Genomic DNA, 15,401 nt, shown 5'->3' on the forward strand with positions numbered 1-15,401 from the left:
GGGCACGCGAGCCCGGCAAGATCGGCCGGACAGGGCCTAGTTTGGTCGGCGGCCGGACGGGCCTGAGGAGGGGTACGGGCAGGTGGAGCGCAGGACAATCGGTGCGGCGGCGCTCGAAGTGGGCGCGATCGGGCTCGGCTGCATGCCGATGAGCTGGGCGTACACCGGCTCACAACAGCGCGGGGACCGCTCGCTGCGTACGGTGCACGCCGCGCTCGACGCCGGCTCCAGCCTGCTGGACACGGCCGACATGTACGGGCCTTTCACCAATGAACTGCTGATCGGCCGCGTGCTCAAGGAGCGGCGCCGGGACGCGTTCGTGTCGACGAAGGTCGGGCTGCTCGTCGGCGATCAGCATGTGGTCGCCGACGGACGGCCGGGGTATGTGAGGCGAGCCTGTGACGCCTCGCTGCGGCGGCTCCGGACGGATGTGATCGACCTCTATCAGCTCCACCGGGCGGATCCGGAGATTCCGGTCGAGGAGACCTGGGGCGCGATGTCGGAGCTGGTGAGCGCGGGGAAGGTACGGGCGCTGGGGCTGTCCGCGGTGGGGGCGCGCGCCGCGCGCCGCGGCCGGGCGGACCTGTACGACGGAACGATCCGGCAGCTGGAGCGGGTGCAACAGGTGTTCCCGGTGAGCGCTGTGCAGGCGGAGCTCTCGGTGTGGTCGCCCGAGGCGCTGGAGCGGCTGCTGCCGTGGTGCGAGGCGCGGGGGGTCGGCTTTCTGGCGGCGATGCCGCTGGGCAACGGCTTCCTGACCGGGACACTCACTCCCGGCCAGGGCTTCGAGCCGGACGACGTGCGGGCGCGGCACCCGCGGTTCACGGCCGAGATGATGGCGGCGAACCAGCCGGTCGTGGCGGGGCTGCGGCGGATCGCGGAGCGGCACGGCGGGGGCACGACACCGGCGCGGGTGGCGCTGGCGTGGGTGTTGGCTCAGGGACGGCATGTGGTCGCGGTGCCGGGGGCGAAACGGGAGGAGTGGGCCGTGGAGAACGCGGGGGCGGCGGGGCTGGAGCTCACCGGGCGGGATGTGGCTGAGATGGCGGGACTGCCGCGGGCGAGGGGATCCTGGGACTGAGTGCAACGCAATGTTCCGGTGATCGGGAACCTATAAGGCGGCTGCGGTGACTGCAATTCCCGGGGGGTAACCCCCGGACCCCCAGCAGAAGTGCCGGTCCGCCCGGGCCGAACGGACAGATCGGGAACCCGAAAGTGCGCTGGCGGTGTAAGAACGGTAGTCAGGCAGTCGACAGCCGTCGAAGGGATCAGACCTGTGCAACGTCCTGCTGTGACGGCCGTGTTGGCCGCTGCCGTGCTTCTGCTCGCGGCCGGGTGCTCGTCCGGTGACGACAAGGCACCGGCGGGCCGGACGGGGGCGACGTCGCCACCGGCCGCCTCCTCGTCCGGCGCGGGCGGCTCCCCGAGTCCCACGGGCCCACCCGCGAAGGGCTCGGTGAAGGTGGATTCCACACTGACACAGGGCCTGAAGTCTCCGTGGGGGGTTGCCCCGCTGGCCGACGGCGATCTGCTGGTCGCCTCTCGCGACGAGGGGACGATCACCCGGGTCGACGCGGAGAGCGGCAAGCAGACCCAGATCGGCTCTGTGCCGGGCGTCTCGCCGGGCGGAGAGGGCGGGCTGCTGGGCCTGGCCGTCTCCCCGTCGTTCGCCTCGGACCACCAGGTGTACGCGTACTTCACCACCGAGTCGGACAACCGCATCGCGCGCATGCTGTACGACGAACAGAAACCGGCCGGTCAGCAACTGGGCGCGCCGGACACGATCTTGAGGGGCATCCCCAAGGGCAGCATCCACAACGGCGGGCGCATCGCGTTCGGCCCGGACAAGATGCTCTACGCGGGCACGGGCGAGACGGGTGACATGTCGCTCGCCCAGGACAAGAAGTCACTGGGCGGCAAGATCCTGCGGATGACGCCGGACGGCCGGCCGGTGCACGGCAATCCCGAGGCCGACTCCGTCGTCTACTCCTGGGGTCACCGCAATGTGCAGGGACTCGCCTGGGACTCCGACAAGCGGCTGTGGGCGGCGGAGTTCGGCCAGAACACCTGGGACGAGCTCAATCTGATCGAGCCGGGAAAGAACTACGGCTGGCCGGAGGTGGAGGGCAAGGGCGGCAAGCCCGGCTTCGTGGACCCGGTGGCCCAGTGGCGGACGGCGGACGCGTCGCCGAGCGGCATCGCGTACGCCGAGGGCTCGATCTGGATGGCCTCACTGAGGGGCGAGCGGCTCTGGCGCATCCCGCTGGCGGGCGCGAAACCTTTGGCGCAACCCCAGTCGTTCCTGCAGGGGAAGTACGGCCGACTGCGCACGGTCGTCCCGGTGGGTGGCGCGAAGCTCTGGCTCGTGACGAGCGAGACGGACAACCGGGGCACACCCGAGCCGGGCGACGACAAGATCCTCCAGCTGCAGGTGAAGTAGGGGATTTTCGGGCCCGTCCGGCGTTTGAGGACATGCGGCCGACGGTGGCACACGGAGATCTGGGGGGGCTCGCCCCCGGTTACACCGCCACGCCCTCCGCATCCGGCGGCGGGAACAGCCGCAGCCGGTGCGCCAGCGCCGCCGCCTCGCCGCGGCCCGAGACGCCCAGCTTGGCCAGGATGTTGGAGACATGGACACTCGCCGTCTTCGGCGAGATGAACAGCTCCTCGGCGATCTGACGGTTGCTGCGGCCCGCCGCGACCAGCCGCAGAACGTCCTCCTCGCGGCGGGTCAGCCCCAGCGCCGACCCTGGGGGCAGCGCGGTCGGAGCCGGCGGGGACGGCTCGTCCGTCAGGGAGACGCGGGCCCGTTGCGCGAGCAGCGCGATGTCCTCGGACAGGGGCCGCGCCCCCAGCTCGCGGGCCGTCGCCGCGGCCTGCCGGAGCAGATCCGTGGCCTGTGCCCGGTGGGACTGGAGCAGGGCTTCCGCCCAGCGGTGGCGGACCCTCGCCAGGTCGTACGGCCGCTCCAGCCCCTCGAAGGCCGTCGCCGCCTCGGCCCAGTCGAGGGCCGTGTCCTCGCCGCCGGCGCGCAGCAGTTCGGCACGGGTCCAGCGCTCGTGAGCCATCCATACGGGCACCGCGGTGGCCAGGGACCTGGCCACCTTGCGGATCCGGTCCAGCGCCTCGGCGCGGCCGGGCTCCGCCGCGGGCAGCCCACGTGTGTCCGCCTCCAGCGCGGCCGCGGCTCGCAGCAGCGGCCAACCGTACCGCTGGGTGCCCGGCGGGAAGCCCGCCGCCGCGGCCTGCTCGAACTCCGCCCGGGCGTCCAGCACACGCCCCTGCGCGGCGGCAATGCTCAGTGCCAGCGTGTGCATCGGTATGGAGCTCTGCGGCATCGGGTCGTGCGGCCCGAAGTGCTCGCGCGCCGCCTGAAGATGCTCGGCCGCCTTCGCCGCATCGCCCCGCTCCAGGGCCAGAGCGGCACCCTTGAACGCGGCGAATCCCCGCGGCTTGGGGCTCAGCGCGATCCGCGCCGCCCGGCCGGCCACCTCGGCCGTATCACTCCAGCGCCCCAGCGAGAAATACGACTCGGCCAGGTTGTCCAGGACCCAGGCCTCGGTGTCCAACAGGCCGTACTTACGGGAGAGTTCGACCCCTTCGCTGAGGACTTCCACGGACTCCCGCGAGCGGCCGATTCCCTCCAGCACGGACGGCAGATTCACATGGGTGCGCCCCACCAGTGAGGGCGTGCCGAGGGCGACGACCCGCTCCTTGACCGCGTACATCTCCGCGAGCCCGGCCTCGACCTGGCCCGCGTCGACCATGAGGCTGCCGAGGATGAGCCGGGCGCGCAGTTCGTTGTCCTCCTCGCCGACCATGCGCGCGTACTGCACGGCGCGCTCGGCCGTCGCCAGGCTCCCCGGCCCGGGATCGTGCACCATGCCCCAGCCCGCCGCCTCCGCGAGCACCTCCGCGTGGACGGCCGACGGCGGCAGTCCGCGCACCAGTTCCTGCGCTTCGGCGAGCTCCGCCCAGCCGTCGCCGCGGCCGAGTGCGGAGGCCAGCAGGGAGCGCTGCAGGGTGAACCAGGCAGTGCGCAGGGGATCGTCCTCCGCCGCCGCCAGCCGCTGGCCCCGCTTGGCGATTTTCAGCGCGCGTTCGCGTTCACCGCTCAGCCGGCCCGCGACGGACGCCTCGGCCATCAGATCGAGGAAGCGCAGCGGTGTGGTGGCGGGGTCGCAGCCGCAGGGAGGGTACGCCTCGGCGTGGTCCACGGGCCGCAGCGCCGCCCGCACCTCGTCCGGAGCGCTGTCCCACAGTTCCATCGCCCGGTCCAGCAGGCTGAGTTGCTCAGCGTAGGCATGCCGCCGCCTGGCCTCGACCGAGGCGCTGAGCACGGCCGGAAGGGCCTTGGCGGGGTCGTGTGCCTGGTACCAGTAGCTGGCGAGCCGCGTGGCCCGCTCCTCGTCCCGTACGAGGGAGGGATTGGCCTCCAGCGCCTGCGCGTACCGCAGGTTGAGCCGGGAGCGCTCGCCGGGCAGCAGGTCGTCGCTGACGGCCTCACGCGCGAGGGAGTGCCGGAAGCGGTAGCCGTCCCCGTCGGGCGTGGCCTGCAGGATGTTCGCGCCCACCGCGGCCCGCAGCGCCTCGATGAGGTCGTCCTCGCCCATGCGGGCCACGGCGAGCAGCAGACCGTACTCAACGGTCGAGCCGCCCTCGGCGACGATCCGTGCGATCCGCTGGGCATCCTCGGGAAGTGCCTCGATGCGTACGAGGAGGATGTCACGCAGGGAGTCCGACAAGCCCGTGAGGCAGTCCTCGACGATGCTGCAGGCGAGCTCCTCGACGAAGAAGGCATTGCCGTCGGAGCGCTCGAAGACCCGGTCCACCAGAGCCGGTTCGGGCTCGGTGGCGAGGATTCCGGCCATCTGGCGGTGCACCTCGCCGCGGTTGAAGCGGGTCAGCTCGACGCGCTGCACGGTGCGCATCCGGTCGAGCTCGGCGAGGAAGGGCCGCAGCGGATGGCGCCGGTGGACGTCGTCGGAGCGATAGGTCGCGATCACGACGAGCCTGCCGCGGCGCAGCGTACGGAAGAGATACGCGAGCAGATGGCGGGTGGAGGCGTCGGCCCAGTGCATGTCCTCCAGGACCAGTACGACCGTGCGGTCGGCGGCGACGCGCTCGAGGAGACGCGCGGTGAGCTCGAAGAGGCGGGCCGTGCTCTCCTCGTCGTGCCGGATGTGGGCCGCTGGTGCCTCCCCCAGCTCGGGCAGCAGCCGCGCCAGCTCGTCCTCCTGCCCGGCCGCGGCCGCCGCCAGCTCCTTGGGCAGCTGGCGGTGGAGCGCGCGCAGGGCGGTCGAGAACGGCGCGAACGGAAGCCCGTCCGCGCCGATCTCGACACATCCCCCGACCGCGACGACGACTTGGCGGCTGCACGCCTCGGTGAGCAGCTCCTCGACGAGCCGGGTCTTGCCGACCCCGGCCTCACCGCCGATGAGCAGCGCCTGCGGCTCGCCCGCGGAACCGGTGGCGGCGCGAGTGAGCGCGTCGCCGAGCACGGTCAATTCACCGGCGCGGCCGACGAACACGGGGCTGACGGACCTGGTCTCCACGCTGCCGAGCATCGCACAGCCCTCTGACAACGCGGCGCCGTGGATCGGGACGACCGTCATCGCGCGCGGCCCCGCCTCTTCACGCGGCGCGCTCGTAGCGGGTGCTGTCGTGACTCACCCGGCCCTCCCCTGTGTCCTTGGCGGAGCGTCTGGCGGCGCGGCGGGCCTTGCGGACCTGCCGGATGAGGCGCGCGGTCTCGGCCTCACGCAGCAGATCGGCCAGCCGGAGCTCCTGCATCTCGTACTCGAACATGTCGTACTCCCTGGTTGCGAGTTGTCTCGGCGTCTTGCGATGCCTCAACTTTCGTCTCCCAGGGGGGTCCGCCACATCGGGAAGATTCCGCATCTCGGCGGCGGCGGGGCCCTTAGACGCACCCACTCAGGCAAGCCCGCGGCCTAAGGCCCCTGTCGGCGGGGGCCTCAGGACTTCGGGCCACTGCGCGCCGATGTCTCGTAGACGTACGGAGTGGTGGTGCTCAGCGCGGCGAAGCCGAGCCTGTGCAGGATGGGACGGCTCTGGTCGGAGGCGTCGACCTGGAGGAAGCGGTAGCCGTTCGCGGCGGCGATACGGGCCCGGTGGGCGATCAGTGCCCGGTAGATGCCGCGCCCACGCCAGGCGGCCACGGTGCCGCCACCCCACAGACTGGCGAAGCCGGTTCCCGGGTGGAGCTCCATGCGGGCACCGCAGACCGGACGGTCACCGGCCATCGCGACGGTCATGAGGACGGTGGCCGGGGTCTGCGCAAGCTGGGCGATGAGCTGCTCACGCAGCCGGGCTCCACTGGTGCCGAAGGCCTGCTCATGCACGTCCACGAGCAGTTCCACGCCCGCCGCGTCGGTGACCGTCTCCAGCCGGATACCGTCCGGGAGTTGGACGCCGGTGGGCAGACCGTCGATCTCGGCGACCATCACGGTCTCCTCGGGCTCGGGCGTGAAGCCCGCGGCCCGCAGCCGGGTGCCCAGGTCGTCCGGCTGGTCGTACCCGTACAGCTTCCACTCGAAGTCACGCCCCAGGGCGGTGAAGTACCGCACCTGCCGGGCGATCGCGGCGTCGGCCGTGGCCCGGTCCAGGGCGGACCAGACGATGCCGTTCCAGTCGCCCTCGGCGCCGGCATGCCGGACCACGTCGCCGATCCGTTCGCCCCCCTCTGCGTGCTGTCGCATCCGGCGGTCGAACAGGGTGAGCACGTCGTCGTGATCCATCCGCTCATTGCAGCACCGCGCGGAGGGAGGCACCAACGAGTTTCCGGGGCTGCCTAGGAGCCGGTGGTGGGCAGGGACAGGAGGAGGTCGAAGTACATCCCGGCAGAGACGATCATCCCCAGAACGCCGAGCGCGACTCCGGCCACGGCGAACGCACGTACCCAGCCGGCCTTCTGCGGCACGGCGAGCACGGCCACGCCGACGATCAGGGCGAGCAGCGCGAAGACGCCGTTGACCAGGGCGGTGGTGTGCCAGGCGTCGCCGTAGACCGCCGCGATCTGCTGGGCGGGGGTGCCGCCCTGCGAGGTCTTGATCTGGCCGATCAGGGTCTGGCGCTCGGAGGCGACCTTCCCGACCCAGGTGCCGCTGAGCGCGACGACGCCGAGACCGGCTGCCACGACGGCCGCGGCGGCGGCTGCGATGCCGGACGAAGCGCGCGGAGTCTCGTCGGCGTCCTCGGTCAGGGCGTCTTCGGTCTCGGCGTCGAGCGCCTGGGCTTCGGACGTGGCGTCGGCGTCGGTCCCGACCTGCTCGGCGGCCGCGCCGTCGCCCTCGTCCTTCACCACGGTCGAGGTGGTCGCCTCGGTCGGCTCGGTGGTCTCTTTGGTCTCGGTGGGGTTCATGCGCCGCACGCTAGGCGGCCTGTCTGAGAGTCCCCTTAACGAGTCCCGTCAGCGAGGAAGACGCTCACTATCGGGCGGAGGCCGCCTCGGCCGCCCGCAGCTCCCGCCACTGGGGCGCCAGCACCGACCAGACCTCCATGTCGTGCCGTACACCCCGGTAGGGATAGGCCTCCCGGAGCACTCCGTCGCGCGTCATCCCCAGCCGCTGCGCCACCTTGAGGCTCGCCGTGTTCCCGGCCGCGGCCATCCACTCGACGCGGTGCATCCCCCGCTCGAGGACCGCCCAGTCGATCAGCACCCGTATGGCACGGGTGACCAGTCCGCGGCCCGCGCCTGAGGGCTCCAGCCAGCAGCCGACCTCGCAGGACTCCTGGGCGGTGTCGAAGACGCGGAAGAGGACCCCGCCGACGAGGGTCCCGTCCAGCCAGATCCCGTAGATCCGTCCGCCGTCGGCGGCCTGCTTCTCGGCGTACGACTGGAGGAAGCCGCGCGCCGACTCGATGTCGGTCGCAGCGGCCGCGAGCCCGATGTACCGGCCGATGAATTCCCGTCCGCGGTCGATGTGAGCCAGGAACTCCTCGGCCCGCCACGGCTCCAGGGGGCGCAGTTCCGCTCCGTCGTCGCCCAGGGGTATCGCGAACATCGTCTTCCTCCGGCCCGTTGATGCCCTATGGCACGAGCTGTGAGTCCTCGCTCGCGCGCTGCCCAGGGATCTTCGCATGGACACGGCACTCGGGCGGTTCGATGCTGATGCGGGGCAGCCTGCGGTCGAGCCAGCGTGGCAGCCACCAGTTCGCGCCGCCCAGCATGTGCATCAGGGCGGGCACCAGGAGCGTACGCAGCACGGACGCGTCCAGCGCGACCGCCGCCGCGAGCGCTATGCCGAACATCGCTATGACCCGCTCGCCGCTGAGCACGAAGGCGAGGAAGACCGAAATCATGATCACGGCCGCGGAGTTGATCACCCGGCTGGTCTCGGCGAGGCCGACCCGCACCGCCCGGCGGTTGTCGCCGTTCTCCAGCCATTCCTCGTACATCCGGCTCACCAGGAAGACCTGGTAGTCCATCGAGAGCCCGAAGAGCACCGAGACCATGATCACCGGCAGGAAGGGCTCGATCGGCCCCGCCCGTCCGAGCCCGAGCAGCTCGCTGCCCCAGCCCCACTGGAAGATCGCGACGACGATGCCGAAGGAGGAGGCGACGGCGGCCACATTCATCAGGGCGGCCTTGAGCGGGATCCCGATCGAGCGGAAGGCCAGCAGCAGGAGCAGACAGCCGAGGGCGATGACGACACCGACGAAGAGGGGGAGCTTGCCGATGATGATCTCGGCGAAGTCGTCGTAGCTCGCCGTCACCCCGCCGACGTGGACCTGCAGCGATGTGCCGTCCGCCCCGGTGGGCAGGACGTCGTCGCGCAGCCGGTCGACGAGCTCGCTGGTCGCCTTCGACTGGGGCGCCGAGTCCGGTACGACGGTGAGCACGGCCGTGTCGCCGCTGCCGTTGTACGTCACCGGGCCGACGGACTCGATGCCCGTGGCGCCGCGCATGGCGTCGGGCAGCTTGTCCATCGCCAGCCGGTCGTCGGCGCCGTCGAGATGCGCGACCAGGGTGAGGGGGCCGTTGACGCCGGGGCCGAAGCCTTCGGCGAGCTGGTCGTAGGCCTGGCGGGTGGTGGATGTGGCGGCGCCGTTGCCCTGGTCGGAGGTGCCGAGGTGGAGCGAGAACGTCGGCAGGGCCAGCACCAGCATGACCACCGCGGCGACGGCTCCGAGCAGTTTCGGATGGCGTTCGACGAAGGCGGACCAGCGGGCGGCGAAGCCGGTCGGCAGCTCGGGCTGCGGGCCGTGTTCGGCGAGCCTGCGCCGTTCCCGCCTGCTGAGGGCCCGCATGCCGATGAACGACAGCAGTGCGGGCAGCAGCGTCACCGAGGCCGCCACGGTGAGGACGACGGTCAGACAGGCGGCGATCGCGACCCCGTTGAGGAAGCTGAGCTGCAGGATGAGCATGCCCAGCAGGGCGATACAGACGGTGGCGCCCGCGAAGACGACCGCCCGGCCGGTGGTGCGAACCGCCTCCCGGGCCGCTTCGGCCACCGGCAGTCCGCGCCGCAGTCCCTTGCGGTGTCTGGTCACGATGAACAGCGCGTAGTCGATGCCGACGCCGAGCCCGATCAGCATGCCGAGCATCGGGGCGAAGTCGGCGACGCTCATCACATGCCCGAGCAGCACGGTGCCCGCATAGGCGGTGCCGACCGAGACGAGCGCGGTGGCTATGGGGAGCAGGCTGGCTGCGAGCGAGCCGAAGGCGAGGAAGAGGACGACGGCGGCGACGACCACGCCGACGATCTCGGCCACATGGGCCGTGGACGCTTCGGTGAGCGCGATGGCGCTGCCGCCGAGCTCGACCTGGAGCCCGCCGGTCTCGGCCGCCTTCGCGGTGGCGACGACCGCCTCGGCCTGCGCCTCGGGGATGGCGTCGGCCTGCTGGTCGAAGGTGACGGTGGCGAAGGCGGTGTGCCCGTCCGCGCTGGTCTGGCCGATGCCCTCGTTGGCGTACGGGCTGGTGACGGAGGCGACTCCGTCGAGCCCCGCGACCTTGTCGAGCATCTGGGAGACGGGCTGTCGCACGCTCGCGGCGCGGACGCTGCCGCTGTCCGTGTGCCAGACGATGGTGTCGCTGTCGCCGCCCTGGCCGTGGAAACCCTCCTGGAGGAGGGCGGTGGCACGGCCGGACTCGGTGCCCGGGACTTCGTAGTCGTTGGAGTAAGCGGTGCCCGCGACGCCCGCGGCGACTGAGACGCCGACGAAAGCCAGCAGCCAGAGCACTACGGCTACGAGTCGGTGCGTGATGCACCACCGTGCGATTGCTGCCAACGGACTGCTCCCTGGGTGGTTCGTGGATCTTTGATCGGGAACAGCCCGCAAAGAACGCATGACCAACGAAACCTACGAAGGGACACTCTTGCAGCAGAACCTGATCCTTTGCCCCTTTCGTGGGCTTCCTCACAGCAAGGCCAGGGGGCCCGGATTCAGCTCCCGGACCCCCGTTCACCTGCGGCTGCGCCAGCTTTGCGTTCAGCCCGAGACGCTCGCCCGCCCGTTCTCTATGTGACCCATCAAACGGCGACGGAAGCCGGATTCGCGGTCGGCGGTCACCTCGATGTCGTACCAGCCGTGCGCGTCGGCCGCCGAGTGGACGACGCTGCGGCTGCGCCCCGGCTTGACCGTGACCGTGCGGGTCCAGTCCTCGAGGTCCGCCTCGTCGACGTAGGCCAGTGGCCGGATGGTGAAGGTGACCGGCTTGCTGCCGTCGTTGCGCAGGGTGAGGTGGAGATCGCGGTCGTGGTGGTCGATGGACGAGGACACCTCGGCCGCGCCGCCCACGCTGCCCGCGAACTCACGGCGAAAGCCGTTCGGCCCGGTGATCGTGAAGCGGTAGGCGTCCTTGGTAAGGGGCACCGACCACTGCGCCTTGCCCCTTACGTCCTTGTGCTGCGGCACGGGGAACTCACTGGCGTACGGATAGAGCGTGAAGTGCGCGCTCCCCCTGCCGCTGTTGCCGAGGAAGACCGTGAAGGTCCTGCCACCCCCGGTGATCCTGCCGTACGCGTCGGGCTGGTACGGCAGCGGCCGCGCGGGCCGCGTCCCCTCCTCCTGGACGGGCATGTGCTGCACCAGCGGCGGCAGGGGCCGCCAGCGGCCGGTGAACGGCGGGATCGCGCCGGGCTGGTCCACATCGGGCTGCGGCCGGCCGCGCCGGAAGTCGAAGGCGGAGGTCAGATCGCCGGTGACGGCGCGCCGCCAGGGGCTGATGTTGGGCTCCTCGATACCGGTCCACTTCTCCAGCAGCCGGATCACGGAGGTGTGGTCGAAGACCTCGGAGCAGACATAGCCGCCGACCGACCAGGGCGAGACGACCAGCATGGGCACCCGCAAGCCGAGCCCGGTGGGCTTGCCGTCCCACTGCTCGTTGGTGACCTCGGGCGGCGCGACCGGCGGCGGGACATGGTCGAAGAAGCCGTCGTTCTCGTCGTAGTTGATCAGGACGACGGTGTGCCGCCAGACGTCGGGGTGCGAGCCGAGGGCGTCGAGCACCTTGTAGACAATCGTGGCGCTGTGGATGGGCGAGGAGACGCTGGGGTGCTCGGAGTCGACCGCGGAGGGCACCAGATAGGAGACGGCGGGCAGGGTCCCCGCCGCGACGTCCTTGGCGAACTCCTCGGCGAGCGTGCCGGTGGGCACCCGGCGCAGCCCGCGCTCGAAGAGCCGTCGCTCGGCCGGGGGGAGGCCCGCGACCCCTTCCTCCAGCAGACCCAGCAGCCGATCGCGCTCGGCGGCGTCCTGTGTGTCACGGACGGCCGCGTAGAACGACTCCATGAAGGTGTGGCCGCCGGTCCTGGCGAGCGCCTTGCGGGCGATCGCCTTGAAGGTGGTGAAGAACTCGATCTGGTTGTCGGTGAAGTTCTCCCACTCGGAGTACGTCTTCCAGCTCCGCCCGGCCTTCTCCAGCCGCTCGGCGTAGGTGCACCAGTCGTAGCCGGGATGCGTGCCCTCGTCGTAGGCATCGTTGTCGACGGCGCGCTTTCCGTCGGCCTCGAAGCCGGTCTTCCCGCTCCACAGGTGGTTGCGGTTCGGGCTCGTCGACGTGTGGATCGAGGAGTGGTACGCGTCGCAGATGGTGAAGGTGTCCGCGAGTTCGTAGTGCAGCGGGATGTCCCGGCGGTCGTAATAGGCCATCGTGGCGGCCGACTTGGCGGAGACCCAGTTGTTCATCCAGCCGTCGGCCCAGGCCTTGGCGCCGCCGCTCCAGGAGTGGTCGAGGGCGCCGATGTACTGGAGCTCCTTCTTCTGCGTCTCGGCGGCGCCCCGGACGGGGAAGGGCAGGACGCTGCTGCCGAGCGGGCCGGGCTGCTCGAAGACGGGCTTGCCGGAGGGGAGTTCGACGGCATTGCGGTCACTGAAGCCGCGGACGCCGCGCAGGGTGCCGAAGTAGTGGTCGAAGGACCGGTTCTCCTGCATGAGGATCACCACATGCTTGACCGCGTGCAGACCGCCGGGCGCGGGCTCAGCGGCCAGCGCCGCCTGGAGCGAGGGGGGCAGCAGCGACCCGGCCGCCGCGGCGCCGAGCGCGCCTGTGCCGAGTGCGAGCAGGCGCCGCCGTGACATGTCCGTGGTCAAGTGATCCTCCTGATTCCGCTGTTACCGCCCGGAACGTAATGAAGCCGAATGACTTGAGGAAGTCCCATGGAGGGCGCAGCGGTGAACGTCCAAGAGTCCGTTCGAAGAGTCCAAAGCCCGGGATCGCCGGGCGTTACCGGCCGTTACCCGCCCCCAGCCGTCCCGAGACTGTCCTCCTGCCGTACCCGTGCTGTTCCGGGGCCGTAAATCCCCATCCGTACGGCCGGCGTTGTCGGTGGCGGCTGGCACGATGGGTGACATGGAAAACACGGGGACCAACCAGCCGATCGTTTGGCCCGGCGACGCCGCGGAGTTCGCCCTGACGCTCCATGACACACCCGATCCGTACTTCGACCAGGCCCCGGTTCCGGTGCTGGCGTACGACCCGGGGGCCTCGCTGCGTGACCGGCGCGAGGCCTTCCGGGAGGTGTACGCCGCGATCGTGGCCCGGATCGGCGAGCCGACGCTCTACGGCGGCTCGGCGGAAGGACCCAACATCCGCTGGCGGGACAGCAGGAGGGTAGTGCTGCTCGCGGGCAATCTCCACCGCGCGCAGCTGTCGGTCCACGACACGGACACCTTGGAGAGCGACGAACGGCGCATCTTCGACTGGGGCGGCGCCTGGTCGGCGGAGGAGCAGCACGACTTCGCCTTCCTGCCGTACGTCTGGCAGTTGGACCGCAGCGGGCCGGGGGTTCGGCCCATCGAGCGGCCGGGCGGTCGAATGGCCTCGAGCCTCGAACACTTCCAGAGCGCGCTGGAGTTGCTGCTCACGGCCTGGGTGGAGCAGCTTTCGGTGCAGGTCGGCGGCGACTGGGCGAGCTTCAGCGTGACCAGCGCGGCGGACCGCGGCCGTCAGCTTCAGATCTCGTACGCGCTGGAGGACGGGCTGCATGTCTCCGTCGACGACCGCGACGGCGAGGACAGCCCGGAGCGGGCGGGCCTGATGCGCTCACGCGGCTGGCAGTCCCGCGACCGGGGCTGGTGGCAGACGGACTTCCCCGAGCCGGAGCGCCCGGAAGTGGCGGCGGTGGCGCGCCTGGCGGTCACGGAGCTGCGGGCGCGTGGCACGAAGGAGCCGGAGGAACTGCGCGCGAGGGACGTCAGCTGCAAGGACCGCGGCGAACTGTGGCTCCCGGGCCTGGGCATACGCCACTGATCCACCGGGCAGCGCCGCGCCCGCCGCGGGTGCCTCCGGGTTGCCCGAGCCCCGGCGCCACCGCATCCGTCGCGTAGGGCGGCGCGTAGGGCGGCGGCCCTCGGAACGCCGGAGGCGGCCCGCACCCGCAGGTGCGAACCGCCTCTCGTTGTGCGAGCGTCAGCCCTCGACGCCGAGCTTCTGCAGGATCAGCTCCTTGACCCGCGCCGCGTCCGCCTGGCCGCGCGTCGTCTTCATGACCGCGCCCACCAGCGCACCGACCGCCGCGACCTTGCCGCCGCGGATCTTGTCGGCGATCGCCGCGTTGCCCGCGATCGCCTCGTCGACCGCCGCGCCGAGCGCGCCCTCGTCCGAGACGACCTTGAGGCCGCGCTTCTCGACGACGTCGTCCGGGCCGCCCTCGCCCGCGAGCACGCCCTCGATGACCTGGCGGGCCAGCTTGTCGTTGAGGTCGCCGGACGCGACCAGCGCCGCCACCCGGGCCACCTGGGCCGGGGTGATGGGCAGCGAGGACAGCTCGACGCCGTCCTCGTTGGAGCGGCGGGCCAGCTCGCCCATCCACCACTTGCGCGCGGACGCGGCATCCGCACCGGCGTCAATGGTGGCGACGATCAGGTCGACCGCACCCGCGTTGAGGATCGACTGCATGTCGTGCTCGGAGACGCCCCACTCCTCGCGCAGCCGGTTCCGCCGCACCCGCGGGAGTTCGGGCAGGGTGGCGCGAAGCTCCTCGACCCACTCGCGCGCAGGCGCGACGGGGACGAGGTCGGGCTCCGGGAAGTACCGGTAGTCCTCCGCCTCCTCCTTCACGCGGCCGGACGTCGTGGAGCCGTCCTCCTCGTGGAAGTGGCGGGTCTCCTGGATGATCGTGCCGCCGGACGAGAGCACCGCCGCATGGCGCTGGATCTCGAAGCGGGCCGCACGCTCGACCGACCGCAGCGAGTTGACGTTCTTCGTCTCGGAGCGCGTGCCGAACTTCTCGACGCCGTGCGGGCGCAGCGAAAGGTTCACGTCGCAGCGCATCTGGCCCTGCTCCATGCGGGCCTCGGAGACACCGAGCGCCTTGATGAGCTCGCGCAGTTCGGCGACGTACGCCTTGGCGACCTCAGGGGCGCGCTCGCCCGCGCCCTCGATCGGCTTGGTGACGATCTCGATCAGCGGGATGCCGGCGCGGTTGTAGTCCAGCAGGGAGTGGGACGCGCCGTGGATACGGCCGGTGGCGCCGCCGACGTGCGTCGACTTGCCGGTGTCCTCCTCCATGTGGGCGCGCTCGATCTGCACGCGGAAGACCTCGCCGTCCTCCAGCTGGACGTCCAGATAGCCGTTGTAGGCGATCGGCTCGTCGTACTGCGAGGTCTGGAAGTTCTTCGGCATGTCCGGATAGAAGTAGTTCTTCCGGGCGAAGCGGCACCACTCGGCGATCTCGCAGTTCAGCGCGAGGCCGATCTTGACGGCCGACTCGACGCCGATCGCGTTGACGACCGGGAGCGAGCCGGGCATGCCGAGACAGGTCGGGCAGGTCTGCGAGTTGGGCGCAGCGCCCAGCTCGGTCGAGCAGCCGCAGAACATCTTGGTCTTGGTGCCGAGTTCGACATGGACCTCGAGGCCCATGACGGGGTCGTAGGCAGCGAGGGCGTCCTCGTACGACACCAGTTCAGTGACGGTCACGGTGAAACTTTCCCTC

11 protein-coding genes are annotated in these 15,401 nt (G+C 71.0%); 3 read left to right on the forward strand and 8 right to left on the reverse strand.

What is annotated here, in order from left to right:
• Positions 1 to 82: 82 nt before the first annotated feature.
• On the forward strand, positions 83 to 1,081 hold the full coding sequence (locus tag OHA61_RS10815; RefSeq protein WP_406302906.1) for an aldo/keto reductase: 999 nt from the start codon (positions 83 to 85) through the stop codon (positions 1,079 to 1,081).
• 210 nt (positions 1,082 to 1,291) lie between these two features.
• Positions 1,292 to 2,440 (forward strand): PQQ-dependent sugar dehydrogenase, encoded by a 1,149-nt coding sequence (locus OHA61_RS10820; protein WP_406302907.1) that lies wholly within the window; start codon positions 1,292 to 1,294, stop codon positions 2,438 to 2,440.
• A gap of 79 nt (positions 2,441 to 2,519) precedes the next feature.
• Here the strand turns inward: OHA61_RS10820 and OHA61_RS10825 are convergent, their stop codons facing one another.
• The 7 genes from OHA61_RS10825 to OHA61_RS10855 form a co-directional block, all read right to left on the reverse strand.
• Positions 2,520 to 5,615, reverse strand: coding sequence for an AAA family ATPase (locus tag OHA61_RS10825; protein WP_406302908.1), 3,096 nt, complete (start codon positions 5,613 to 5,615; stop codon positions 2,520 to 2,522).
• A gap of 19 nt (positions 5,616 to 5,634) precedes the next feature.
• Complete coding sequence (locus tag OHA61_RS10830) at positions 5,635 to 5,808, reverse strand: hypothetical protein (RefSeq protein ID WP_406302909.1); 174 nt, start codon at positions 5,806 to 5,808, stop codon at positions 5,635 to 5,637.
• A 167-nt stretch (positions 5,809 to 5,975) separates the two neighbouring features.
• Positions 5,976 to 6,758 (reverse strand): GNAT family N-acetyltransferase, encoded by a 783-nt coding sequence (locus tag OHA61_RS10835; protein WP_406302910.1) that lies wholly within the window; start codon positions 6,756 to 6,758, stop codon positions 5,976 to 5,978.
• Positions 6,759 to 6,811: 53 nt separating this feature from the next.
• A complete protein-coding gene (locus OHA61_RS10840; RefSeq protein WP_406302911.1) occupies positions 6,812 to 7,381 on the reverse strand; it encodes a hypothetical protein in 570 nt (189 codons plus the stop codon).
• Between the two features lie 67 nt (positions 7,382 to 7,448).
• The gene (locus tag OHA61_RS10845; protein ID WP_406302912.1) at positions 7,449 to 8,024 is read right to left on the reverse strand and encodes a GNAT family N-acetyltransferase; all 576 of its coding nucleotides are present in this window, start codon (positions 8,022 to 8,024) and stop codon (positions 7,449 to 7,451) included.
• A gap of 25 nt (positions 8,025 to 8,049) precedes the next feature.
• The gene (locus tag OHA61_RS10850) at positions 8,050 to 10,254 is read right to left on the reverse strand and encodes an MMPL family transporter (RefSeq protein WP_406302913.1); all 2,205 of its coding nucleotides are present in this window, start codon (positions 10,252 to 10,254) and stop codon (positions 8,050 to 8,052) included.
• Between the two features lie 201 nt (positions 10,255 to 10,455).
• Positions 10,456 to 12,558, reverse strand: a complete 2,103-nt coding sequence (locus tag OHA61_RS10855) for a phosphocholine-specific phospholipase C (RefSeq protein ID WP_406302914.1) — start codon at positions 12,556 to 12,558, stop codon at positions 10,456 to 10,458.
• Positions 12,559 to 12,817: 259 nt separating this feature from the next.
• Here OHA61_RS10855 and OHA61_RS10860 point away from each other — a divergent pair, with 259 nt between their 5' ends.
• The gene (locus tag OHA61_RS10860) at positions 12,818 to 13,717 is read left to right on the forward strand and encodes a hypothetical protein (protein ID WP_406302915.1); all 900 of its coding nucleotides are present in this window, start codon (positions 12,818 to 12,820) and stop codon (positions 13,715 to 13,717) included.
• 159 nt (positions 13,718 to 13,876) lie between these two features.
• Here OHA61_RS10860 and gatB read toward each other — a convergent pair whose 3' ends face one another.
• Entirely contained in the window at positions 13,877 to 15,385 is a 1,509-nt protein-coding gene (gene gatB / locus OHA61_RS10865) for an Asp-tRNA(Asn)/Glu-tRNA(Gln) amidotransferase subunit GatB (protein ID WP_406302916.1), read from the reverse strand.
• Between the last annotated feature and the right edge of the window lie 16 nt (positions 15,386 to 15,401).

Origin of the sequence: Streptomyces sp. NBC_00885 (assembly GCF_045207475.1) — a bacterium.
Classification (GTDB): Bacteria; Actinomycetota; Actinomycetes; order Streptomycetales; family Streptomycetaceae; genus Streptomyces.

What these genes read in the sequence shown, in the direction of transcription:
- OHA61_RS10835 (WP_406302910.1), bottom strand. Translation starts at nt 6,758, where the DNA reads ATGGATCACGACGACGTGCTCACCCTGTTCGACCGCCGGATGCGACAG.
- OHA61_RS10840 (WP_406302911.1), bottom strand. Translation starts at nt 7,381, where the DNA reads ATGAACCCCACCGAGACCAAAGAGACCACCGAGCCGACCGAGGCGACC.
- OHA61_RS10825 (WP_406302908.1), bottom strand. Translation starts at nt 5,615, where the DNA reads ATGACGGTCGTCCCGATCCACGGCGCCGCGTTGTCAGAGGGCTGTGCG.
- OHA61_RS10860 (WP_406302915.1), top strand. Translation starts at nt 12,818, where the DNA reads ATGGAAAACACGGGGACCAACCAGCCGATCGTTTGGCCCGGCGACGCC.
- OHA61_RS10830 (WP_406302909.1), bottom strand. Translation starts at nt 5,808, where the DNA reads ATGTTCGAGTACGAGATGCAGGAGCTCCGGCTGGCCGATCTGCTGCGT.
- OHA61_RS10845 (WP_406302912.1), bottom strand. Translation starts at nt 8,024, where the DNA reads ATGTTCGCGATACCCCTGGGCGACGACGGAGCGGAACTGCGCCCCCTG.